At 36.4% G+C, this 25,040-nt stretch carries 24 protein-coding genes; 18 read left to right on the plus strand and 6 right to left on the minus strand.

The window, feature by feature from the left end:
* Nucleotides 1–79: 79 nt before the first annotated feature.
* A complete protein-coding gene (locus ACMZ42_RS04940; RefSeq protein ID WP_415730795.1) occupies nt 80–1,240 on the minus strand; it encodes a class I SAM-dependent methyltransferase in 1,161 nt (386 codons plus the stop codon).
* A 225-nt stretch (nt 1,241–1,465) separates the two neighbouring features.
* Here ACMZ42_RS04940 and putP point away from each other — a divergent pair, with 225 nt between their 5' ends.
* The 12 genes from putP (at nt 1,466) to ACMZ42_RS05000 (ending at nt 15,856) form a co-directional block, all read left to right on the plus strand.
* Complete coding sequence (gene putP, locus ACMZ42_RS04945; protein WP_415730796.1) at nt 1,466–2,953, plus strand: sodium/proline symporter PutP; 1,488 nt, start codon at nt 1,466–1,468, stop codon at nt 2,951–2,953.
* Nucleotides 2,954–3,086: 133 nt separating this feature from the next.
* The gene (gene hflX / locus ACMZ42_RS04950) at nt 3,087–4,373 is read left to right on the plus strand and encodes a GTPase HflX (protein WP_415730797.1); all 1,287 of its coding nucleotides are present in this window, start codon (nt 3,087–3,089) and stop codon (nt 4,371–4,373) included.
* A gap of 408 nt (nt 4,374–4,781) precedes the next feature.
* Nucleotides 4,782–6,269: a peptide MFS transporter gene (locus ACMZ42_RS04955; RefSeq protein ID WP_415730798.1), complete on the plus strand. Its 1,488-nt coding sequence runs from the start codon at nt 4,782–4,784 to the stop codon at nt 6,267–6,269.
* 432 nt (nt 6,270–6,701) lie between these two features.
* Nucleotides 6,702–7,847, plus strand: a complete 1,146-nt coding sequence (locus ACMZ42_RS04960; protein ID WP_415730799.1) for a M20 peptidase aminoacylase family protein — start codon at nt 6,702–6,704, stop codon at nt 7,845–7,847.
* Entirely contained in the window at nt 7,847–8,671 is an 825-nt protein-coding gene (locus tag ACMZ42_RS04965; RefSeq protein ID WP_415730800.1) for a GNAT family N-acetyltransferase, read from the plus strand. Before ACMZ42_RS04960 ends, ACMZ42_RS04965 begins: the two co-directional genes overlap by 1 nt.
* Before the next feature lie 22 nt (nt 8,672–8,693).
* Nucleotides 8,694–9,800, plus strand: a complete 1,107-nt coding sequence (gene menC / locus ACMZ42_RS04970; protein ID WP_415730801.1) for an o-succinylbenzoate synthase — start codon at nt 8,694–8,696, stop codon at nt 9,798–9,800.
* Between the two features lie 282 nt (nt 9,801–10,082).
* The gene (locus ACMZ42_RS04975) at nt 10,083–11,135 is read left to right on the plus strand and encodes a hypothetical protein (RefSeq protein ID WP_370080046.1); all 1,053 of its coding nucleotides are present in this window, start codon (nt 10,083–10,085) and stop codon (nt 11,133–11,135) included.
* 688 nt (nt 11,136–11,823) lie between these two features.
* Nucleotides 11,824–12,774 carry an ABC transporter permease gene (locus ACMZ42_RS04980; RefSeq protein WP_370080044.1) on the plus strand — a complete coding sequence of 317 codons (951 nt, stop codon included), beginning with the start codon at nt 11,824–11,826 and terminating at the stop codon, nt 12,772–12,774.
* Nucleotides 12,767–13,720, plus strand: a complete 954-nt coding sequence (locus ACMZ42_RS04985) for an iron chelate uptake ABC transporter family permease subunit (protein WP_370080042.1) — start codon at nt 12,767–12,769, stop codon at nt 13,718–13,720. Before ACMZ42_RS04980 ends, ACMZ42_RS04985 begins: the two co-directional genes overlap by 8 nt.
* Nucleotides 13,717–14,478, plus strand: a complete 762-nt coding sequence (locus ACMZ42_RS04990) for an ABC transporter ATP-binding protein (protein WP_370080040.1) — start codon at nt 13,717–13,719, stop codon at nt 14,476–14,478. The genes ACMZ42_RS04985 and ACMZ42_RS04990 overlap by 4 nt, the downstream gene beginning before the upstream one ends.
* 51 nt (nt 14,479–14,529) lie before the next feature.
* Nucleotides 14,530–15,540, plus strand: coding sequence for a siderophore ABC transporter substrate-binding protein (locus ACMZ42_RS04995; protein WP_402870164.1), 1,011 nt, complete (start codon nt 14,530–14,532; stop codon nt 15,538–15,540).
* A gap of 1 nt (nt 15,541) precedes the next feature.
* Nucleotides 15,542–15,856 (plus strand): antibiotic biosynthesis monooxygenase family protein, encoded by a 315-nt coding sequence (locus tag ACMZ42_RS05000; RefSeq protein WP_370080036.1) that lies wholly within the window; start codon nt 15,542–15,544, stop codon nt 15,854–15,856.
* Between the two features lie 14 nt (nt 15,857–15,870).
* Here ACMZ42_RS05000 and ACMZ42_RS05005 read toward each other — a convergent pair whose 3' ends face one another.
* The 4 genes from ACMZ42_RS05005 to ACMZ42_RS05020 all read right to left on the minus strand — a co-directional run bounded on the left by ACMZ42_RS05005 (nt 15,871) and on the right by ACMZ42_RS05020 (nt 17,401).
* Nucleotides 15,871–16,119 carry a hypothetical protein gene (locus ACMZ42_RS05005; protein WP_415730803.1) on the minus strand — a complete coding sequence of 83 codons (249 nt, stop codon included), beginning with the start codon at nt 16,117–16,119 and terminating at the stop codon, nt 15,871–15,873.
* 99 nt (nt 16,120–16,218) lie between these two features.
* Nucleotides 16,219–16,386 (minus strand): hypothetical protein, encoded by a 168-nt coding sequence (locus ACMZ42_RS05010; protein ID WP_415730804.1) that lies wholly within the window; start codon nt 16,384–16,386, stop codon nt 16,219–16,221.
* A 99-nt stretch (nt 16,387–16,485) separates the two neighbouring features.
* Nucleotides 16,486–16,737: a hypothetical protein gene (locus tag ACMZ42_RS05015; protein WP_415730805.1), complete on the minus strand. Its 252-nt coding sequence runs from the start codon at nt 16,735–16,737 to the stop codon at nt 16,486–16,488.
* 13 nt (nt 16,738–16,750) lie between these two features.
* Nucleotides 16,751–17,401 carry a hypothetical protein gene (locus ACMZ42_RS05020; protein WP_415730806.1) on the minus strand — a complete coding sequence of 217 codons (651 nt, stop codon included), beginning with the start codon at nt 17,399–17,401 and terminating at the stop codon, nt 16,751–16,753.
* Between the two features lie 496 nt (nt 17,402–17,897).
* Here ACMZ42_RS05020 and ACMZ42_RS05025 point away from each other — a divergent pair, with 496 nt between their 5' ends.
* The 6 genes from ACMZ42_RS05025 (at nt 17,898) to ACMZ42_RS05050 (ending at nt 24,133) form a co-directional block, all read left to right on the plus strand.
* On the plus strand, nt 17,898–18,800 hold the full coding sequence (locus tag ACMZ42_RS05025) for a polyprenyl synthetase family protein (protein ID WP_415730807.1): 903 nt from the start codon (nt 17,898–17,900) through the stop codon (nt 18,798–18,800).
* A gap of 12 nt (nt 18,801–18,812) precedes the next feature.
* On the plus strand, nt 18,813–18,971 hold the full coding sequence (gene comX, locus ACMZ42_RS05030) for a competence pheromone ComX (protein ID WP_370080026.1): 159 nt from the start codon (nt 18,813–18,815) through the stop codon (nt 18,969–18,971).
* A gap of 23 nt (nt 18,972–18,994) precedes the next feature.
* On the plus strand, nt 18,995–21,268 hold the full coding sequence (locus ACMZ42_RS05035) for an ATP-binding protein (protein WP_415730837.1): 2,274 nt from the start codon (nt 18,995–18,997) through the stop codon (nt 21,266–21,268).
* On the plus strand, nt 21,252–21,866 hold the full coding sequence (locus tag ACMZ42_RS05040; protein WP_370080104.1) for a response regulator: 615 nt from the start codon (nt 21,252–21,254) through the stop codon (nt 21,864–21,866). Before ACMZ42_RS05035 ends, ACMZ42_RS05040 begins: the two co-directional genes overlap by 17 nt.
* A 433-nt stretch (nt 21,867–22,299) precedes the next feature.
* Complete coding sequence (locus ACMZ42_RS05045) at nt 22,300–23,199, plus strand: hypothetical protein (RefSeq protein ID WP_415730808.1); 900 nt, start codon at nt 22,300–22,302, stop codon at nt 23,197–23,199.
* Nucleotides 23,200–23,521: 322 nt separating this feature from the next.
* On the plus strand, nt 23,522–24,133 hold the full coding sequence (locus ACMZ42_RS05050) for a phosphatase PAP2 family protein (protein ID WP_415730809.1): 612 nt from the start codon (nt 23,522–23,524) through the stop codon (nt 24,131–24,133).
* A 210-nt stretch (nt 24,134–24,343) separates the two neighbouring features.
* Here the strand turns inward: ACMZ42_RS05050 and ACMZ42_RS05055 are convergent, their stop codons facing one another.
* Nucleotides 24,344–25,027, minus strand: a complete 684-nt coding sequence (locus ACMZ42_RS05055) for a 2-hydroxy-3-keto-5-methylthiopentenyl-1-phosphate phosphatase (protein WP_415730810.1) — start codon at nt 25,025–25,027, stop codon at nt 24,344–24,346.
* Nucleotides 25,028–25,040: the final 13 nt, after the last annotated feature.

Here is a 25,040-nt window from a genome sequence, read left to right on the forward strand (position 1 = left end):
GTGAATACCCTCGCATCCCCATAAAATGCCCGCGAAAGAAGAGAGAAAATTTACTCTGCGACCATAAATACAGCGAATTTTATAAGTAAGCTTGTAATTCATTTGCTAAAAATGGCTTGGCATTTAGCAACTTTATAAAGGCATCATAATTGGCTCGCTGTTCAGAGCTCGGCTTTTTACCTGTATGATAGGCTCGTATTAAAATGTTTTTTGGTGTATTTTCCATATCTATAAACTCTAGCAATTGTGCTTCATAGCCAACGTGGGATAAAATTTCCGCTCGGATTGCATCTGTTGCGAGCGCTGCAAAACGTTCGCGTACGAGACCGTGTTGAAGCATGATATCCAATGCTGGTGTATTAAGCTGGCGATTTAGCTCATGCTGGCAACAAGGGACACTTAAAATAACGCTTGCTCCCCATTTCACAGCACGGGCTAATGCCATATCAGTGGCAACATCACAAGCGTGTAGAGTTACCACCATGTCCACAGCAGACTCCTCATTATAATCATTAATATCTCCTACTAGAAATTCGAGCTGCTCATAGCCTAAATCCTGTGCAATTCGTGAGCAATCTTCAATAACTTCCTTCTTTAAATCCAAACCAGTGACACGGATGTCTAAGCCTTTTTCGATTTTTAAATAATGGTATAGGGCGAATGTTAAATAGGATTTGCCTGAACCAAAATCTAAAATACGAACTTGACGATCCTTTGGCAAATAGCTTAATGCATCATCAATAAATTCAATGAAGCGGTTGATTTGTTTAAACTTATCGTATTTTTGTTTCTTTATTTTGCCTTCTTCTGTTTGCACACCAAGACGAATTAAAAATGGGTACGGCTTATCCTCTGCCAGTAAATAGTTTTTCTTGCGATTATGCGCTAAATTAACTTGCTTTGGCGTTGAGGATTTATCAGATTTCCATAGGACTTTGTTCTTTTTTGATAGCTGTACTTGTATATTTTCATCAATAAAATCAATATGCGCTTGACGGTAATCGTTAAAAAATGCTTCTAGCTTCTCATGAAAATCTTCTAATAGAACATTTTCATGTTTTAAAATACGTTCAAATTGATATTCAACTTGTATATGATAAGTATCCTTAAGTAATAATGGTTTTAGCTTTATACGTTTTACTTCGTTTGATTTCATACGTGGTTGACTGATCGTAGCAGTAACGAGTTGCTGCTGTAAAATCCGCTCCATAAGCTGAGTTTTCATTTCTTCAAATGTCATACGTTTCGCCTTCTTTATCGTGTTATAGATGGCACTAGTTTAACACACTTTTTGAAGTGCAATGCTAGTATAAATTTCAGAATACACTTTTTGAATATTTATAGGATATTTTGTATATTTGTGGTATTTTAATTGTACTGACATTTTAATTTATTTCAGCAATTGTTTTTGTAACGAAAGCAAAGCGTCAGCAACAACACACCAAGGGGAAACAGGGGGAAAAGTATGTCTGAAAACATGTATCAATTACTTGCGATTATTATTTATATGATCGCCATGCTAGGAATAGGTTGGTATGCATTTAGGAAAACATCAAATTTAACGGATTACATGCTTGGGGGGCGTTCGCTAGGCCCTGCTGTTACAGCGCTGAGCGCGGGTGCAGCAGATATGTCTGGCTGGCTGTTAATGGGTTTGCCGGGTGCAATCTATTTAGCTGGACTTTCCAAAGCTTGGATTGCTGTTGGTTTAACAATTGGCGCATATTTGAATTGGCTATTAGTAGCACCGAGGCTGCGTGTATATACACAAGTTGCTAATGACTCAATTACTATTCCAAGTTATTTAGATAATCGTTTACGAGACAACACTAAACTAATAAGAATTGCGTCAGGTATCATTATTTTAATCTTCTTTACATTTTATGTTTCTTCAGGAATGGTTGCAGGGGGTAAGTTTTTTGATAGCTCATTTGGCTATGACTACCATACTGGCTTATTAATTGTATCTGCTGTTGTTGTGGCATACACATTGTTTGGAGGATTTTTAGCAGTTAGTTATACAGACTTTTTACAAGGACTTATTATGTTTTTTGCACTTATAAGTGTACCGTTATTTGGTTTGTTTTTGACAGGTGGGATTGGAGATACAATAACATCCATTAAAGCTGTAAATCCTGAACACCTAAGCTTATTATCTTCAAATGCAACTGCTGCAGTAATTATTTCATCACTTGCATGGGGACTAGGTTATTTTGGACAACCACATATTATCGTCCGCTTTATGGCCATAAGCTCAGTAAAAGAAACAACGCAGGCTCGTCGTATCGGTATTGGTTGGATGATATTAAGTTTATTCGGAGCGATTGCAACAGCTTTAGTAGGTGTGGCTTATTATGAGCAAAATGCAGGTGAATTAAAGGACGCTGAGACAGTATTTATTGTACTTGGTCAAATCTTATTCCATCCATTTATTGCAGGTATAATGCTAGCTGCTATTTTAGCCGCAGTAATGAGTACCATTTCATCGCAATTAATCGTTACTTCGTCAGCGCTTGTTGAAGACATTTACAAAGCATTATTTAATAAAACAGCAGATGATAAGCATTATGTCTTTATTGGCCGTGTGGCCGTTTTAGTTGTAGCTATTGTCGCAGGGATTTTAGCATGGAATCCAGATAGTTCTATTTTAGACTTAGTGGGCTTTGCTTGGGCTGGTTTCGGTGCAGCATTCGGTCCTGTAATATTGCTGTCACTGTATTGGAGGAAATTAACGAATTACGGAGCGCTCAGTGGGATGGTAGCAGGTGCAGCAACTGCCTTTGTTTGGGGGAAAATAAAGTTCTTAGCTGATACATTATATGAGATTGTTCCAGGCTTCTTAGTATGCTTAATTGTAGCGGTTATTGTCAGCATTTTGACATATAAACCGAATAAAGATATTGAAGACGAATTCAATCGTACTGAAGTATTACTAAAAGAAGAACGTAAGTAAAAATGAAATGCGCCTTTTGCATAAAGGCGCATTTTTTACGATATATATGTTAAACGACACGAATTAGGACATTATATGGTAAGATGAAGAAAATTTGTCGTAGTAGCACCAAAGTTTGGTGGGAGGTTTGTGGATGGATAGAATTAAAGAAGTAGATATATTGTTGGAAAAAGCTGTTTTAGTTGGCGTAAATCTACGGAATGATGAGCATTTTGATTATTCGATGGAGGAGCTAAAAAATTTAGCTGAAGCTTTGAATGTTGAGGTTGCCGGCATTGTCACACAAAATTTAGAGCGCATTACGCCATCTCATTATGTTGGTACTGGAAAAATTGAAGAAATAAAAAACTTTTATGATGAAGCACAAGCGAATTTAGTGATTTTTAATGATGAATTATCACCTTCACAAATCCGTAATTTAGAGCGTGATTTAGAGACGAAGGTTATTGATAGAACGATGTTGATTTTAGATATTTTTGGACGTCGTGCTAAAACAAGTGAAGCACAGATGCAAGTCGAGTTAGCACAATTGCAATATATGCTACCTCGTTTAGTCGGCTTGCATGCATCTCTCAGCCGTCAAGGTGGTGGCACAGGTGGTGGCTTTAAAAACCGTGGTGCTGGTGAGACAAAACTCGAGTTGGACCGTCGGAAAATTGAGGATCAGATTTCGAAAATAAAGAAGGAGCTTGAGCATGTAAAGGAGCAACGGGAGACGCAGCGTAAACAACGACGTAAAAATGCTATCCCTGTCGTTTCCATTGTCGGCTATACGAATGCTGGTAAGTCAACTATTATGAATCAGCTACTTTCGAAAATAGGGCAGGAAGATCATAAACAAGTGTTTGAGAAGGACATGCTTTTTGCCACACTTGAAACATCCGTCCGTCAAATAGAATTATCTGACAAAAAGACATTCCTATTAACAGATACAGTTGGTTTCGTTAGTAAATTACCGCATCATTTAGTGAAGGCATTCCGATCAACATTGGAAGAGGCTCGTGACGCCGATTTACTACTCCATGTTGTAGATGTTTCCAATTCTGAGCACGGCTTTATGATGGATGTAACAAATGAAACGCTTAAGGCAGTTGGCGTTGAAGGGATTCCGACAATTTATGTGTATAATAAAGCGGATATAGCAAACGTTCCTTATCCTGTTATTAGTGGTGATAATATTTGGATTTCTGCGAAGCAAGGGAATGGATTAGAAGAATTATTGCAAATGATACGTCAGCATATTTTCTCTGATTATGTAACATGTAATATGCTCATTCCGTATGAACAGGGGAATATTGTCTCTTATTTAAATGAATACGCCTCTGTCTTTGAAACAGCATATGAAGAAAATGGTACGCTGCTAACGCTAGAGTTAAAAGAAGCGGATTATGCAAAATTCCAACAATATGTCATTAAATAATGAATAACATCATTGTTTTAAAAGCATGCTAGAAGCACATCGTGTTTCTAGCGTGCTTTTTTGTAATCGAAAAAGAGAATTTATATCGCTATGAATGAAATTATAGATAATACAAGCTTTTTTGTTTAAAAAGTAAAAAGTCTGACTATAAAATATTTTAGAATAATTTTATAACGATTTATAATTTAGTGGGTATAAAAGAATCAGAAAACTTAGGAATATCAATAGGTTTGCTATAATTCGAAGAAAATCATTCTGAATTTAAAGAAAAGGTCCAAAATTTCAACATTTTTTAAAACTCTTGAAAAAGTTTTGAAAACGCTTTAGTATGATGAAATAAAGTTTTTATCCATTGTAAATGGGTAATAATATTATCATTGAATAATGAAATCGGGAGAGGATATTTTTATGTCTACTAAAGATGAAATTGTAAAATCCGTCCCTCAAAATGGCTTTGTCGGACACCCAAAAGGGCTCTTTACATTATTTTTCACTGAATTTTGGGAACGATTCTCATACTATGGTATGCGAGCAATTCTGATTTTCTTTATGTATTATGAATTGCATGAAGGCGGCTTAGGCCTAGATCGTGGAACAGCGAACTCCATTATGGCTATCTACGGATCAATGGTTTACATGTCAGGGATTCTCGGTGGTTGGATTGCTGACCGAATACTAGGTACACGTAGAACCATTTTCTATGGTGGTGTATTCATTATGTTTGGGCATTTCCTGCTAGCGTTACCTGGTGGCGTAAGCATGTTATTTGTTTCAATGTTCTTTATTGTTATTGGGACAGGCTTATTAAAACCGAACATTTCAAGCATTGTCGGAGATATGTATTCTGAAACAGATAGTCGCCGTGATGCAGGTTTTTCAATTTTCTATATGGGTATTAATATGGGATCATTCCTTGCACCTTTAATTGTCGGAACAATTGGACAAAAGTATAATTTCCATCTAGGCTTTGGTCTAGCAGGGATCGGAATGTTTATTGGTTTAATTATTTATAAATTAACAGAGAAAAAATATTTAGGGATAGCAGGGTTGCAGGTAAACAACCCGTTACTACCTGAAGAACGTAAAAAAGTCTTTACTCGATTTGGGATTATAGCTTTACTTATTATTATTGCTGGGGCAATTGGTATTAAAACTGGCGTACTAACAATGAATGTTTTTAGTTTAATTATTACGACGCTAGGTATTGTAATTCCAACAGTGTTCTTTATTTATATGTATCGCAGTGAGAAAACAACGAAGGACGAGAAGTCTCGAGTGCTCGCTTATATTCCTTTGTTTATATCAGCTGTAATGTTTTGGGCAATCCAAGAACAAGGGGCAACTATTTTAGCAACGTTTGCAGATAGTCGTACACGATTAGATATTGGTGGTTTCCATATTCAATCTTCTTGGTTCCAATCGTTAAACCCTTTATTCGTTGTTACAATGGCTCCATTATTTGCCATGTTATGGTTGAAGTGGGGAGATAAGCAACCATCTACACCGCGTAAATTTGCTTATGCATTGTTCTTTGCAGGAATGTCATTCGTCGTGATGATGATTCCAGCGTATTTATCTGGTGGTACAGATTTAGTAAGCCCATTGTGGTTAGTATTATCATTCTTTTTAGTTGTAGTTGGGGAGTTATTATTATCGCCAGTAGGTTTATCAGCTACTACAAAATTGGCTCCAAAGGCTTTTGCTGCACAAACGATGTCACTTTGGTTCTTAACAAGCGCAGCAGCGCAAGCAATCAACGCACAACTTGTAAAAGTCTATGAAGTGGTAAGTGAATTCACATACTTCGGTTTCTTAGGCTCATTATCAATTGTTTTAGGGATAATAATATTAGTACTTTCGCCAATTATTTCAAAAGCTATGCGAGGTATTAATTAATCAAAAGATGCAAATGCAGTTATTCAAATAACTGTACTTGCATCTTTTTTTGTTGATATTTTGTCATCACATAAAGTGTGGTTGATTTCCGTTTCTGCTGGGCGGTACAAAGCCGATTTCGGACGCAATTATGCCGAGGCATAATTGATCAAATATCATCCCAAATCTTCGATGATAAGCCTTAAATTTTACTTATGTAGGCATATTATTCTAGCCTGTAGCGAAAATCAGCATCTTCTAATTATTAGAAGTGTATAGAAGATGATTATTCAATGTACTTTATGACTCGATGTAATAAATTATCTACAGTCTGAATGTAATAAACTGTATTATGTAGTTAATTTTCTGAATGGGAAATATGTTTTTGTGTGAAAAGGTTTCATTTTCGTTATAATAATCTCAATAGTATGATAATTTAAGGGGTTGGATGCTATGAAGGAAGCTTTAAGTCGTTTGAGGCCAAGATTAATGGAGATTTTCACGTATTTGCACGCGAATCCAGAAATAAGCTGGCATGAGGTAGAAACAACAAATTATATTGTTGATTTACTAACACGTGAAGGATTTTCACCAAAACGCTTTAAAAACAGTACAGGACTTTATGTTGATGTAGGAAGTGGTAGTCCTAAAGTCGGTTTGCGTACGGACATTGATGCGTTATGGCAGGAAGTAGATGGTGAATTTCGTGCGAATCACTCCTGTGGCCATGACGGACATATGACGATGGCAATCGGTGCTCTATTACTTTTGAAAGAGCTTGCTCCATCATTCAGCGGTACAATTCGTGTGATTTTTCAACCAGCTGAAGAAAAGGGAACTGGTGCTTTATCAGTTTTAAAAGAAGGAATCATTGATGATTTAGACTTTTTATTTGGTGTCCATGTAAGGCCTGTCCATGAGCTTGAAGATGGTACATATTGTGCCGCATTGTATCATGGAGCCTCTCGATTACTTGAGGGGGAAATCATTGGAGAAGATGCTCATGCTGCAAGACCGCATCTCGGCGTGAACGCTATTGAAGTAGGAGCAACTATTATCGAAGATTTAAGAACGCTTCATACTGACCCAATGGTTCCTGTATCAATTAAGATGACCAAATTCCATGCTGGAGGAGAATCCGGCAATATTATTCCTGGAAGTGCATCGTTTACCATTGATATACGAGCTCAACAAAATGATGTGATGGATGCACTTGTGCAGGGAGTAAAAAGGGTTATTGATTCTTCCAAGGTCTTGCATAAAGTGCAGATTGAATTACGTACAGTAGCAAATGTAGTAGCTGCTGAGGTAGACCCAACTGCTCAATATATTATGGAGCAAGCAATCGTGCAAGCAACCGGGTTGTCGAATTTAAGAAAGCCGGTTCATACACCTGGAGGAGAAGATTTTCATCACTATGCAGTTCAACGCCCGCATTTAAAATCTACGATGTTAGGTTTAGGCTGTGGTGTAACACCAGGCCTACATCATCCAAAGATGAAATTTAAGCAGGCGAGGCTTGTAACGGGGGTTGAAATCCTTACAAGAGCGGTATTATTAGCATTGGAGTCGGGGAATACAAAGGAGGGATCAGCATAATGTTAGAGAGAGTACGTATTCAAAAAATAATGGCACCTACAGAGATTGCAGAAGTACAAATTTTGAATGAAAGTATCTGGGGGAGTCAGGCTATTCCCTCACATCAATTGTTAGCAGCTGTACAAAATGGTGGATTAATCCTTGGAGCGTATTTAGACGAAAAGCTGATTGGCTTTAACTACTGCTTTGTTGGCTGTCGACATGGAAAAATATATTTACACTCACACATGATTGGTGTGGAGAAAACATATCGTGAACAAGGTGTAGGTGAATTATTAAAGCATGCCCAACAGGAATATGCAAAAGAACATGGGTTTCAGCTTGTGATTTGGCTATTTGATCCGCTAGAAGCATGTATGGCTAATTTATCATTTTTGAAGCTCAATGCCTTTAGTTTTCAGTACGAAAATGATTATTATGGACCGCTCAAGGATGATTTTAACGATGGGCTACCTTCAGATCGAATTGTTGTTGAATGGTGGATTGAACGCGACCGAGTGGAGGACTCCTTAGATGAACTGGAAGAAGAAGCTGACGGAATTGTACCGTGGTCTTTAACGGTAGATGGCTTACCAGTGCTCGATATTGATGGTGAATTTCAGCAAGAGCAATCATATTATAAGGACGCCTATTTATTGCCCATTCCTCAATTTTCACAAAAGATGAAAGTGGAGAGTCCTAGGCTTGCAGAGGACTGGCGTTATAAAGTACGTACTATTTTAACGACATTGTTTGAGCAAAATTATGCAATTGTTCGAGTAAAAAAGAATAAGGACTATGTTCATAGCTATCTATTAGTCAGACGCTCCTTATTAGCTTTATAATAAGGATAAGGAGTGAAATCTTGTGAAATTAGAACAGATTACAGTGAGACATATAAAAATGCCTATGAAAGCACCGTTTACAACGAGTTTTGGCACAATTGATGAAAAAGAGTTTTTACTTATAGAAGCGATAGATCAATCAGGAACTGTAGGATGGGGAGAAGCTGTTGCCTTTGTAGCGCCGTGGTATACAGAAGAGACGTTAAAAACAACATTGCATATGCTTGAAGACTTCTTAATCCCCATCTTGTTACATAAAGAGATAGGGCATCCAGATGAAGTCAGTGCTTTGTTCTCCCCTATTCGTCGTAATTGCATGGCGAAATCCTCTATTGAAGGGGCTATTTGGGATATTTATGCTCAACAAACGAAGCAATCACTTGCTCAAGCGCTAGGCGGAGTTAAGGAACAAATAGAGGTAGGTGTTAGCGTAGGTATTCAATCTTCCACAGATGCATTAATTGAATTATTAAAAGGCCATGTAAATAAAGGCTATAAACGAGTAAAAGTGAAAATTAAGCCCGGTCACGATGTAGAAGTTATTCGTGCTATTCGAGCTGAAATGCCAGATCTGCCTTTGATGGTAGATGCTAATTCTGCGTATACATTGAACGATATGGATGTATTGCAGCAACTGGATGCATTTAATCTATTAATGATTGAGCAGCCGTTAGCTGTTGATGATATTGTCGATCATGCTAAGCTACAGCGAAAGTTAAAAACGCCTATTTGCTTAGATGAAAGCATCACCTCCTACGAAGATGCTCGAAAAGCTATAGAGCTTGGTAGTTGTGGTGTTATTAATATAAAAATAGGACGTGTAGGCGGTTTAACAGAAGCAAGAAGAATTCATGATTTATGTAAGGAAAATAATATTCCTGTTTGGTGTGGCGGTATGTTAGAGGCAGGAATCGGACGAGCACATAATATTGCATTAACATCGCTTTCTAATTTTGTGTTGCCTGGAGATACTGCAGGCTCTAGTCATTATTGGTATGAGGATATCATTACACCTGAAGTAATTGTAGAGGATGGTTATATTCGTGTGCCGCAAACGACCGGAATTGGATATACACCTGATATGAAAGTAATCGATAAGTTAACAATCAGTAAGAAGGTCTATCAATAATAGGTTCATCACCAAATGTTGTGGATGGCTTTTGATAAAACGTCTACTATATAAATAAGTTGATTGGAGTGGAGGCTGGACGCCCCTAAGAAGCTTTGCTCTGTGCGAAAGCGTAGCGACAGCAACAATTGTTTTATCTGTGCGAAAGCGTAGCGACAGCAACAATTGTTTTATCTGTGCGAAAGCGTAGCGACAGCAACAACAAAGCGCCCAGTCGGAATGGAAATCAACCATACGTTTTGGTGATGATCCCAATAATAGGATAAACAGGGAGAGAACTGATTGAAAAAAAGTTTGCAAATCGGTGGTGCCTATGTAGGAATTATCGTCGGTGCGGGATTTGCATCAGGACAGGAAATCGTACTATATTTTACGAGCTATGGCTTTCAAGGAATTTATGGTGCACTTATTGCTACAGTTGGATTTGCCTTTGTAGGGATGTGCATTGCTCAAATTAGCTCAAGATTACGTACGACATCGCACAAAGATTTAATTTATCAAATTTCAGGTAATGCTGTAGGTTTGGTGATGGATTATTTACTATCGCTCTTCTTATTCGGTGTAGCAGTAATCATGTTTGCAGGAGCAGGTGCTACGTTACATCAAATGTTTGGACTACCAGTTTGGCTGGGGAGCATTTGTATGATTGTACTTACTATAGCGACAGTTATGATGGATGTGAAGAGCATCATAAACGTTATTGCAATTGCTACACCTTATCTGCTAGCAATTGTCTCGATAATAGCAATCTATTCATTAGCTACGATGGATTTAACCTTTGTCGAACAAGCTGTTATTGCACAACGAGCACAGGTAAGTTCTACAAGCTGGTGGGTTACTGCTGTACTGTATTTGTCTTTTAATATCGGTGTATGTTTTTCGCTTTTAACTGTTATGTGTGGGTCTATTCGCAATGAAAAAGTGGCAGGGCTGGGAGGTATTATTGGTGGGATTTTGCTTGGAGCTTTAATTCTACTTATTAACCTGTCTCTTCTTGCAAAAATGAATGTAATCGTTGGCATTGATATACCAATGCTAGCTTTGGCAAATGAAATTCATCCTCTGATTGGTCTATTGATGTCCTTTTCATTATTAGGGATGATTTATAATACAGCAGTGGGGATGTTCTATTCATTTATGGTGAGATTTTTAAAACCTAATAAGGCTAGTTTTAAGGTAACTGCCGTTTTTATCGGTGGTTTGGCCTTTTTAGCAAGTCTTGCCGGTTTTACAACGCTTGTAGCTAAGCTATATGCTGTCATGGGATATGTCGGTTTTATATTAATCATTTTAATTATTTTTGCATGGTTAAAAGGCGTTCGACGAATAGCTTAACTTCTTCAGCTGAAGTATCTCATTTCTATAGGTGATAAGATGAATGTGGTTTTAAGTCACTTTTCCGTGGGTGTCCATACATCCGCTAAAATAGAGAAGCTCAGTCAAAATACGTTGCTGACACTGCGTTAGCACTACGCTTTCGCGCAAAAAACATCTGTTGGCCCAAAGCCTCCGGCAGATGTCACAGAATCGGAAAGGAGTTAATAAAGGATGTTAGCCTAAAAATCATCGCATCCATGCGATAACGGCTAACTGACCTGCATCGGTAAAAACGCCATGTCCTGTGGCATTACCGAAATGACCGACATCGTGTCGGCCCTCACGCAGGCCTAAGCACAAAGCCGATTCCGGACGCATTGTTTATCTGTAGTGAAAGCGAAGCGGCAGCGGCAATTATGCCGAGGCATAATTAATTTGATAAGGTAATTGAGAAGAAAACAGTATTTTATTCTCAATTACCTTTTTATTTGTGTAAAAAATGTAGAAATTTTAATCTTCAGAAATAACACTAAATGTAAATATTCCGTTGAGAATACTCATTTTTTAAGGATTCTCAAATAAAACGAGAATAATTCTCAATTGAAGGTTGACTGAGAATAGAAACACGCTTATAATGAGAATCGTGAGTAATGATAATCATTTTCAATGAGTGTTACGAGCAAAAATGAATCTACCGGGGATTACAATGAAAAAAAGATATCTTTTAACAGCAACTGTTGTGCTGTCTATAGTTTCACTATTTATCGGAGTAGTTGATATAAAACCGAGTGATCTATTAGACTTCGAATCAGAAGAAACTAGACTATTTTTTATTAGTCGTATACCGAGACTTGTAGCAATTTTGTTAGCAGGTGCAGGTATGAGTATTGCTGGTTTAATTATGCAAAGCTTAAGTAGGAATAAGTTCGTGTCACCAACGACAGCAGGTACGTTAGATGCTACAAAGTTGGGGATATTAATTTCGATGATGTTTTTCACAAATGTCTCGTACTTTCAAAAAATTTCCTTCGCTTTCATATTTGCTTTAGCCGGCACATTATTGTTTATGCAAATATTAAATCGAATAAAGTTTAAAGATGCGATCTTTATACCGCTTATTGGCTTAATGTTTGGGAATATCCTTTCGTCAATTACAACGTTCTTTGCGTATAAGGCGGATATTATCCAAAACATTTCTGCATGGTTACAGGGAGATTTCTCATTAATGATGAAAGGTCGTTATGAGCTTTTATACATAAGTGTACCCGTGCTGATTTTAGCTTACATTTATGCGAACCGTTTCACAGTGGCAGGAATGGGTGAGGATTTTGCAAAAAACCTTGGTCTTTCCTATAAATTCGTTGTGAATTTAGGTTTAGTGTTAGTAGCACTTATTTCGACGACGGTGGTGCTAACAGTTGGTGTGATACCGTTCCTTGGTTTAATCATTCCAAATATAGTTTCGCTGTTCAAAGGGGATAACCTTGCTAAGACATTGCCTCATACAGCATTACTAGGTATGTCGTTCTTATTATTCTGCGACATTATAGGGCGTGTACTGATTTTCCCTTATGAAATTCCGATTAGTATGACAGTCGGGGTCATCGGAAGTGCGATCTTCCTAATTATGTTATTTAGGGGGAAAGCATATGCGTAACCGTACAAAAATGTTGATTTTACTAGGTTTGGCTGTAGCATCTATTTTACTGTATGTATTTTATGGACTTAATGGTAACTATCATTACGCGTTCCCTCGTCGCATTATTAAAGTGGTAGCGATGTCGTTAACAGGGATTGCGATTGCTTATTCAACAGTAGTCTTTCAAACGATTACACATAACCGTATTTTAACGCCGAGTGTAATGGGACTTGATGCATTATATATGATGGTTCAAACGTTCATCTATTTCTTCTTTGGCTCTATGTCGATATTCGTAATTAATGCAAAATACAATTTCTTACTAGCTGTTTTAGCTATGGTTGTCTTTGCGGTGATTTTTTATCGCGTATTGTTCAAGGAAGGAAAACGTCCGATTTATTTCTTGCTGCTTGTCGGTATGATTGTCGGAACGTTTTTGGGAAGCGTAACTACATTCTTCCAAGTTTTAATAGACCCGAATGAGTTTTTAAGCTTACAAAGTAAAATGTTTGCAAGCTTCAACAATGTCAATTCGGATTTAGTATGGCTTGCAGGTGTTGTCATAATCATTACCTTTATTTATGGCTGGCGTCACATGAACCAATTAGATGTAATGTCTCTTGGACGTGATACAGCAATTAATTTAGGGGTACCGTATGACAAGCTTGTACAGCGTATGCTCATTTTATCTTCAATATTAATTGCTGTTTCTACAGCTCTTGTTGGGCCAATTACATTCTTTGGCTTAATCGTGGCAAATTTATCGTATCAATTTTTCAAGACGTACAAGCATTCTGTGATAATCGCAGGTTCTTGTGTGATGAGTATTGTAGCTTTGGTCGGTGGACAGTGGATGGTCGAACGTATTTTTAATTTCGATACAACACTAAGCGTTATTATAAACTTCGTAGGTGGCGTGTACTTCATCTACTTATTATTGAAGGAAAGTAGGTCAGCAGGATGATCCAAGTAAAAGAAATCTCTAAGTTTTTTGGGAAAAAACCGGTCATTCAAGATGTCAGTGTCGACGTTGCACCAGGGAAAATTACGTCTTTTATTGGACCGAATGGCGCAGGTAAATCAACATTGCTTTCAATGGTAAGCCGTTTACTTAATGCAGACACTGGGGAAGTATTACTCGATAAATCAGATGTACGTCGTTGGAAATCGGACGATTTTGCGAAGCGAGTATCCATTTTAAAACAGTCAAACTATATGAATGTTCGCCTAACAATTCGTGAGCTTGTTTCATTTGGGCGTTTTCCTTATTCGAAAGGAAATTTGAAGCCTGAGGATGAGCTAAAGATAGATGAAGCAATTCAATATATGAATTTAGAGGATCTTCAGCACAATTATTTGGATGAATTATCTGGTGGTCAACGTCAACGTGCATTTATTGCAATGGTTATTGCGCAGGATACAGACTATATTTTGCTTGATGAGCCGCTTAACAACTTAGACATGAAGCACTCTGTGCAAATCATGAAAATTTTGCGAAAGCTCGTTGATGAGCTGGGGAAAACGGTTGTCATCGTATTACATGATATTAACTTTGCTTCCGTATACTCTGATCATATTGTCGCATTAAAAAATGGACGTGTTGTCAAAGACGGTCCAACAAATGACATCATCAACTCTGATGCGCTTAAGGAAATCTATGATATGGATATCCCTGTTCAAGAACAGGACGGCTGTCGCATTTGTGTATATTTTAACTCTTAAAAAAATAATAGATGGAAATGTCCATCTGAAAAATAAAGGAGCAATTTTACAATGAAAAATTGGAAATTACTTACTGTATTAATGGCGATGATGCTATTAGTATTAGCTGCTTGCGGTTCTAAAGATGAAGCAAAAAAAGAAGATAAAGATTCTTCAACCGATAACAAGTCTGCAGTGGATCAAAAGGAAGAAGCTACAGCTTACCCACTAACAATCCCAGCTATCAAGGATGGTAAAGAAACTTTTAAAGAAGTAACGCTTAAAGAGCAACCAAAGAATGTTGTTGTATTTGACTATGGTTTCCTTGATACTTTAGATGCTTTAGGTGTTGAAGTTGCAGGACTTCCACAAAAATCAGTTCCAAAATACTTAAGCAAATATACTGATAAAAATTACGTAAATGTTGGTTCTTTAAAAGAGCCTGATTTTGAAGCAATCTCTTCTATGAATCCAGACATTATTTTCATCTCTGGTCGTCAAGCATCTGCTTACGATGAATTATCTAAAATTGCGCCAACTGTATTTGTAGGTGTAGATGATCAAAATTTCGTGGAATCATTCAAAGAAAAAACTGAATTAGCTGGTAAGATTTTTGGTAAAGAAAAAGAAGCTGCTGATGCATTTGCTGCATACGAAGCAAAAGTAGAAGAAGTTAAAGCTAAAACAGCTTCAGCTAAAGAAAAAGCTTTAATCGTTTTAGCAAATGAAGGTTCATTATCTGCATATGGTCCTGGTTCACGTTTCGGTGTGATTCATGATGTATATGGTGTGAAAGCTGCTGATGAAAAAGTTAAAGTCGATACACATGGCGACAATGTAAGCTTCGAATATGTACGTGACACAAACCCAGATATTTTATTCGTAGTTGACCGTGATGCTGCTGTAAATCCAGAAGGTGAGTCTGGTACAAAAGCTGCAATTGAAAACGAAATTGTTGGTGCTACTAATGCTGCGAAAAACGGTAAAATCGTTTATTTAGATCCACAAGTTTGGTATTTATCTGGTGGCGGTTTAACTTCTGAAACTCAAAAAGTTGAAGATGTTCTAAAGGTGTTTAACTAATATGTTTGTACAAATTAAACGTATTGTCGTTACGGAAGGGAATTCGGATAAAGTCGTTGAGCGTTTTGGTGCAAAAAAAGATGGTCCATCATTGCTTGAACAACAGCCGGGCTTTGTTGATAAGCAAGTACTTGTAAAAAAAGTACGACGTGGTGATGAGGAAGTGTTAATTGTGGTTCGATGGGAATCAGAAGAAGCATGGAAAAATTGGGAGAAGAGTCCCGAACATATTGCTGGTCATAAAGCAAATGCTGGTAAACCGAAGCCTGATCATATCATCGAAAGCGGCCAAGAAGTTTATTATGTAAAAGGTTAATAATCAGAGGTGTCTCAAAGTTCATTTGAGGCACCTTTTTTCTTATGAATAGAACTAGAACCATTGTATTGCCTGATAGAAATGCAATGATAGATAGTCAAAGTGGAGGATAGAGGTGCGAAGGTGACGGATAGAAGTTCAAGGGATAGATAGAAGTCAAAGCGACGGATAGAAAGGCTGGAGCGACGGAAAGAAAGATCAGAGCGACGGAAAGAACCGCTAGAGTGTCGGATAGAAGTCAGGGCGACGGAAGGAAAGGTCAAAGTGACGGAAAGAAGCGCCAGAGTGTCGGGTAGAAGTCAGGGCGATGGAAGGAATGGGTAGAACGACGGATAGAACAGTCAAAGCGACGGAAAGAAAGATCAAAGCGACGGAAAGAACCGCCAAAGCGACGGATAGAAGTCAGGGCGATGGAAGGAATGGGTAGAACGACGGAAAGAAAGATGAAAGCGACGGAAAGAACCGCCAGAGTGACGGATAGAAGTTAGAGCGACGGAAAAAAAGGCTAGAACGACGGAAAGAAAGATCAAAGTGACGGAAAGAACCGCCAAAGGGACGGATAGAAGTCAGAGCGATGGAAGGAATGGCTAGAACGACGGAAAGAAAGACCAAAGTGACGGAAAGAAAGATCAGAGCGACGGAAAGAACCGCCAAAGCGACGGAAAGAAGTCAGAGCGATGGAAGGAATGGCTAGAACGACGGAAAGAAAGACCAAAGCGACGGAAAGAAAGGTCAAAGTGATGGAAAGAAGCGCCAGAGTGACGGATAGAAGTTAGAGCGACGGAAAAACCATCAATGCGACCTATTAAAATGACATAAAGAACGATTTTAAGGAAGGGAGGCGAGGCGAGGCACATAACTATACCTGTGCCATACCCCATATCCAGTCTAATATTAATGCTTAATGGACGTTCTATTCCATACATTAAATGCTGTAGAAATATTAAAAGAAATACCATTGTCACTAATGGAAATACCGGTAAAATTGGCGGCTGATTTTTTGGGTGCCCAATTTGCTTCTTTTACAGCAGTAAATTTCCCTGAAGAGGACATTGCCATTTCTACTTCAGGATTATGAAGATATACAGGTAGGCCGACTGTTTCTCCAATTTTAATAGCATTTCCAATTGACGAAGCGCTAGAGCAATTGCCTCTTGCATTTATGATATTAAAGCTTGGTGACATATATAGTACAGGCGTATGTATGTTTAACTCGGAAGTAAATGGACTTATTAAAGGCAACATAGGCAGGCTTTCTTCAGATACTCTTATAATTCCGTATTGTTCAATAAAACTGTCCAACCTTTGCTGAAAAGTATCTTCAAATCCAGGAATATTGCAAATAAAATTTGAAAATGTAGATTTGCTTTTATACTCTGCTAATGTTTCTTTAAAAACCTGTTGTTCGGCATCAATAATAATTTGTTCAATATATTGTTGTTCTTTCGAAGGTTTTTTAATAGTGATTTCTTCTTCAGAGACAAAAATTGTACAGGAAAAATTAGCTGTAAGTATTAAAACGTTTTCAGTTACTTTATTTTTCATTTCAATCACTCCCAGTGTTTCGAGAATTCCCTTGTTAATAGCTTAAACGAAAATGGCACATCACGATAAACGTAGGGGATTTCCGTTCTGAATAGGCGTTCAATGTGACTCTAATACCGAGAAGCCGCCCAGTCTTCTCTCCAATCAACTTATATACATAGCATACGATCTCATTTCTAATGAACCTTATAACTCAAAGATTGGTAGACGAACAGAATACAAATTTATCTTAGCTTAATGTAAGCGTATCATCAGTGAGGACGCCATTTCAATGGTGAGTTTACGCCAAAAAATGGCGGTCAATAATATAACACCGCCACTTATTTTACTATTTCTAAATAAAGAAATGGCGTGCTTTCCGCATATACCGCCACTTTTTGGCGGTATATTGTGCTAATGATTTATGTAAAATATTACCTTGTAATTTCGGTGTCTAGTATTATTTCCCATAAATCTGTATAATATTTAATAATATGTTTAAGGGAGGAGAGGACTATTGCATGAGCTTGACGAACAAATTAATGAAGCATTGGACATTCTAATTGAAAACGAGACATTGATAGGTCATGAACTACGGACGATGCTAAAAAATTTTAAAGAAGAGAAAAAGGCAGTTGGCTATTCATTTGGTAAGCTTTGTTATTGGCATTATGAAGCATTTACAGATTGTTTGAACGAGGACATTTATAAAGCTGCCGCAGCTATCGAACTTTTAATTTTATCGTTTGATATTATCGACGACTTGCAGGACAAGGATTCAGACTACAGTTGGACTAAAACACCCGAACTATCATTAAATACTGCTTTAGCTATGCTAGTTATGGCTTCTAGAACTATACGTGAGACTTCCTTTGAACACAAAAGTACTGCTATTCAAATACTAGAGGATTATGCATTACGAAGTATAAACGGTCAGCAACTAGATTTACTCAATACTTGTAGGGATGAGCAATCATATATACAAATGATTGAACAAAAGTCGGGTTCTTTAACAGCAATGGGTTGCTTAATTGGCGAAGTGCTTGCAAAAGGAGAGACATCTTCTGAAGTTGAGGAATATGGGAAATACATAGGTATTATCCAACAAATAAAAAACGATATTCAAGGTTTAAAAACTTGGGGACCTAAAAATGATTTGCTAAATAAAAGATACTCATTGCCTATTATTTATCTACTATCGCAAAAAAATGATATTTCAAAATCTGTTATAAACTATTATAATGACGATATAGGTGCATTTTTGGATAATAATGCTACGAAAAATGAGTTGACAAATGGTGGCGCAATACGCTATGCAATTACTATTAAGAATGTTTACAAGTTTAAAGCATTCGATACTCTTGAAAATGTAGCTATAAATGAAGTATGTAAAGATTACCTAAAAAAACTAATGAATTGAGGAGAGATTAATATGATTAATGTAATTCAACATCTAGAAAAAAACCCAGACTTAGTTGCACTCTTAAAAGAACAAAAAGCTTCATTAATTGGAGTTTCAGCTATGGAGCAAAGAGCGATACTTGATTCGTTTGATGAAGATGTACGCTTAGAAAGTGGATTTTGGAACTAAAAATAATTAAACGTATATGGTTTATGCTTGCTGTAAGTATTTACATATTGCTAGGATCTTACCTATTGTATATTACTTACAGCAAGCATTATTTGGGTATAGATTTAAAAGAAGAGAATGGGGAATGGGTAGTAACTAGTTCGTACAATAAACAATTAGAGGATGGAATTCGAATTTCTGAAGGAGATGTTATTTTAAGTGTAAATAACATTCATACAAAGGACGTCCCTAATGTAAAACATGATCATTTATTACGTACGGCAAGCTCGATAACAATTATGAAGCCTAACGGACAAATAATTGATGTGAGCATTAGTCGATTTGATTTACTAAAGCAATATTTTCATTACATATTGGTAATACCTTTTTGTTACTTTTTTTTAACATTAATTATTGTGTTTTACTTATATTTCAAACAAAAGAATACATCTCTTTTATGTTTACTTATTTTATTTATGCTCACTGTTTCCATGGCTTATGTAAGCATTGGTGCATCAGGAAGCCTAAATAGCATAGGTGTTATCGTTAACCGTTGTAGCATGTTACTATGCTTAGTGTTATTACTCCACTTCTTAAGGAATTATTACACATTTTTAAAAACAAATTGGTTGCTTTCTAATAATATAAAATTATTTTATATACTCCCTGTGATAGGGATGATATTGGGCGGTATTGGCGTTATTTACCCTGCTATTAATAATTTACTTTCGAATATTGTACTAGCTATGTTCTTCGTTTTCCTTATTATCATACTTAGTATTTTATTGCTAAGCTATTTCAAATATAAATCGCCTCAGTTAAAAATTTTATTAATTAGTATAATGATTCCGTTTCTGCCTTTCCTTTTTCTATATGCGCTCCCATACATTTTCTTCCATCGATATATACTTTCTGCTGAAATTAGTGCTCTATTTTTATTGTTAATTCCGTTTAGTTTCATTTTTACACAGTTAGCAGAACGATTATTTGATATTGAATACCATATTACAAGACTTCGTTATTATGTAATCTTTTCATTGATATTTACTTTATGGTTTATAGTTGGATTGTATTGGATTGCAGGAAAATATTTAACAATGAGCGTAATATCGGGTGTTTCATTCTTTACTTTTCTATCGTTAGTTGTTCTTTTTTACATAAAAGAGAAAGTCGATTATCGAAAACGAAAAATCTTATTTTCGACTAAAGGGGATTATATACATCAGTTATATACAGCGGTGGATAAAATCGGTAAAACTATCAAAATAGATGAGCTTTTAGAGAAATTTGCTCAAGAGGTTTCTCTGCATCTTGAGCTCGAACACGTATTTGTCTTAACTTATGACTATGACACAAAGCAATGTACATCAACGGTTGAGGGGAATATTTCGATTAATCCAATGTTAATGGAAGATTTGAAATTGGGGGAAATTAAAAAAATTGACCAAGTCTATCTAGCCTTCCTCCATCAAGATGCTCATTATAAAAGAACATTAGTATTGGGACATAATAATTCAATTCATTTAAAAGATGAAGAGCTTCTATGGCTTGAATTGCTCTTATTGTATGTAAATAATTTTATTGAAAATACAAAGATGGTAGAAGAGCTGTTAGAGGAACTAAAGCATATGAGGCAAGCAGATGATAGTCAATTACCTTGGTTAAGCAAATTATTATGGTTAAGGTTTGAAGAGGAAAAATATCAATTAGCTCAAGAGTTACATGATACAAATTTGCAAGAGCAACTCCATATTGCCCGGGAGGTTGATGTCCTAGTCAATATGAAAGGTGCACCAGATATCCAGCCGAAACTTGCGAAAATACATCAGCAGATGGTTACATCTTTACATGATTTAAGAGCTTATTGTGAAAATTTGAAGCCCCCATTATTAGATACTCTAGGGTTAAACGCTGCATTAGAAAAGCTAATTCGCAAAGTAATAGAAAGGTCTAGTTTTGTGTTAATTTATACGATAGATCGTCTTTATTTAGAGGATGAGCGTATGAATTTAATGATTTATCGATTATTTCAAGAATTACTCAACAATGCTTTAAAACATTCTTATGCAACAACAGTTGAAATTCATTTGCAGGAAATGGGCGATGGTTTCGAAATCATCTATAAGGATGATGGTGTAGGCTGTAATATTGATGATATTATTCTCGCAGATTCGATGGGAATTCAAGGTATGCAGGAGCGTGTAAAGGCATTTAAAGGGCAGTTTTGCATCGATACGCAGGTTGGTGAAGGAATGTCTATTAGAATTACAGTAAAAGAAGGAAGTGATACACTTGATTACGATGCTCATAGTGGATGATCACCCTATTGTTTTAGAGGGAACAAAAAATTTATTTCAAGAAAATGAAGATATTATAGTTGATACAGAAAGTGATGCAACTCATGTCATACAGAGAATTAAAAACAGACCATATGATATCTACTTAATTGATATAAATATGCCGTTAGAAAATGGCATTAATTTAGGACGAAACATTAAAGCTATCCAGTCAAATGCTTCAATTATTCTTTATACTGGTGATGATATAACTGATTATTATCCTCTTATTTTAGAACGGAAAATAGAAGGTATTTTAGCTAAAACAGCATCTAAGGAGCAAATTTTACGAACTGTTCGAGCCATTGCAAATGGTGAAATTGTTTTACCTCAAAATTTCTTGGATTTTCTCGATAATAAATTTAAATTGCAGGATGCAAAACTCGATATTCACTTGAATGAAAAAGAAAAGAAAATTTTAAGACTGATTGCGGAAGGACATACGAATAAAGCAATTGCTATAGAGTTAAATATTCCTCAAAGAACAACCGAAAGATATTTAACTCAGCTGTTTTCTTTGTTGAATGTAGATTCGCGGACAGAGGCAGTAAATCTTGCAGAAAGAATGAATTTACTATAGATAGTCTGTATGCTATACTAACTTTCGTTGGTATATTCTTCAATAAAAAGGGAGAGTTTGGATGGTTTTATAATACCATATTTTTACTTGGTTAATTATACCTAAACCTTAATTCTAAACACCTATAATTTTTCATAACACCGCCAAGTTATGGCGGTGTTTTTTCTATGTCCGCCAAATCACGCCGGAAATTGGGCTAAAGACCGCCAAAAAATTGGCGTAAACCCAACGTTGAAATGTCGGTGTAAGTACTGGTACGCTTAAGACAATCGTGGTTAAGTAGATTTGCTATAGTAGGTAATACTATATAAGATTTCGTTTAAAATAAGAGCCTGGCTATCTATGAAGAAAGTAGAGATTGTAGATTTTTTTAAAGTTACTAGCTAGTCAACGTACTTCACCATAAAACTTTATATAAAGGTAGGCGTGTATTTTGAAAGTAGAACTTGAAAATTTATTTTCTATAGATGAATCTAGTCAAGATCAAGTTATTAATGTTTATAATCGCTATGGTATTTTTATAGGTGCACCCAAAATAAGAAAAAGAAATTTAAAGGCATCTTTTAATCCTATTTTCACATTAAATGAAGACGTAACATATGAACATGTAGCAGCGCTATACAAATCATTGGAACACGAATTAGGAATTGTTTCAATCGGAGAACGTTTTTACTTTGACTTTTCGGATAGCGAATATGAGAAAGCACCATTGTTCACATTAAACTCAACTGGTAACTCACCTGATATGTTTATAGATGATAGAGGAACTTTATTTTCTATAAACACCCATTGCCAGCATTGCGGATTAATGGAAAAAGAGCAGCTTTCTCCATTAGTGATAGATACAACAGAAATGAAAGACCGTCATCTAGTTCATGTGAGCGGATATTGGGTTGCTTCACAGGAATTAGCGATATTAATGAAACAAGAGGATATTAAAGGCTATGAACTGTTAGAAGTTATTCATCAAGGACCGAAAGAAGGGAAGCAAAAAGCTTTTCAAATTATACCGACACAAGTATTACCAGAGAGTAGCGCTGAAAGAGTTAAATTGTATTTTGCGACAGAGCAACCTCCATGTCGTTGTGGATTAAGTGGGGTAATCAATGGTCCGGATATTTATAATCGTAAAGATATAACCAATATAGAAAATGATGTTTTCTTATCAGCAGAATGGAGTCATGACGGTAGATACTTATATCGAAAGACTTTGTTCAGTAGAAAGTTTAGAGAATTAATTATTAAAAACAATATATCTCGTGAAGTAAGAGGAGAGAAGGATAAAAACTTTGGACCGAAGGATTGGTTATTCGATCCAGTATTATTAAAATAATTTAAACTGAAGATGAGGAAGTGTATATTTTGTTTAGAAAAATAATACCTATCGTTGCAATCTTATTTATCGTTGCATTAGCTCTTTCAAATTATTTTAATAAGGCAGAAGGAAAAACATTTGTCCTACCCCAAGAAAGAGGGGGCACACTGGGTTAGATAAAGATTTACCAATCGGACATTTACGGGCAAATAATCTTGTACCTAACTCCTTGGTGTCCGTATAACTTTACGTTGGGAGAAGCCAACTTCACCTCTAGTTGACTTAAATATGATATGATGTGAAAAATATAACAGCATATTGTTTTGAGGTGAAGTATTATATGAAAAATTGGGCTTATCCTTTAGCGGTATTAACGCTCATTAACTTTTTTGTGTTACGAGTTACTTTTCAAAGTGAATTAATCAATACTTTTGATACAAAAATGGCTGATTTACTTTTCGGTAAGCGTTTTATAGAATTTTTTCACTATATAGGAGAACCGGCATTTGTAGTGTCTGTAGCTATAGTCTTAATAGTGTATTTAGTGTGGAAGGTAAAAAATAACCGAGGTATATTATTTGTTTTGTTAACGGTTGCAGGTGGAAATGTACTTAACCAATTATTGAAAAAATGGGTGCAGCGGCCAAGACCTGAGATCGAAGAACAATTAACATCCTTTAGCTTTCCTTCTGGACATGCTATGACCGGTATTTTGTATTTATTTACAATAGCTTATATTTTTTCGGAGAACAATAGCAAGGGACGTAAGACATTGCTTTGGCTTGGGGCAATTGTTTTAACTGTACTTATTGGCTTGTCTCGAGTAGCTGGAGCCCGCCATTTTGCTTCAGATGTATTGGCTGGATGGAGTATGGGTTATACGTGGTTTATCATTTGTGTTATTTGGTATGAACGTCGGAAGAGACTTTTTAAAGTGAAAAATAAATCATGACTTTGAATGGGAGCCATCTAATTAAAGATGGTTCCCTTTGTTATATAGAAATAAGAGCGGCACTTATGAACATACCGCCCTTATTTCTGGCTAATCACCAAATGTTGTGGATGACATTTGTTAAAACGTATGCCAATTTTATAAGTTGATTTCCGTTCCGACTGGGCGACTCCTTGGGGATTAGCAATAGAGGAACGAAGGCTAAAACCATCACATTGAAACGGCATTATCTGCTTCTATAAGCTTTTTTACAGCTTCTAAGCAATCATAGAATGTTTCAAATGGTTTATAAGGAAGATGAAGATCTTTACAGCGTTTAATAAGATGATCCCTAGCAAGTACTAAATCTGCCTGTTTTGCAGCCTCAAAATCAGAAAGTGAATCTCCGATTACGATTTTAAAATGATTACCCTGTGCAACTTTTCGCATAACACTTGGCTTGCAGCAACCGCAACCCTGTGTCTCAAATTTCGTGCATTCTTCATCACAGCTATTTGGAAAAATGAGCTTAATTTGCTGTCCGGAAAAATCAGCACGGTTACAATATATACCGGAAAATGGACCGTATTTTTTTAATAGTGGCTCAATGAAAAAATCCACACCTCCACTAACAATATAAAACGGAATATGGTTCTCTTGTGCATAACGAACGAAATCGCCAAAGCCCTCACGTATAATGGCCGTATCCAATAAATATTGGATCACAGCATCCTTTTGTTTAGTTGATAATAGCTCGAACATTGCTGAAACGCCATCTTTAAAGGTTATAGTTTGTTCCATCATTGCTTTAGCAATTTTCTCAGATTCCTCTGGAACGAATTGAGTCATTAGTGAGACGATGTTATCGGTTTCTGTTATAGTGCCATCAAAATCACAGAAAATAATTGGTTTCAAGCTACTTCCTCCT

Source organism: Lysinibacillus sp. NPDC056185 (assembly GCF_047737915.1).
Classification (GTDB): Bacteria; Bacillota; Bacilli; order Bacillales_A; family Planococcaceae; genus Lysinibacillus.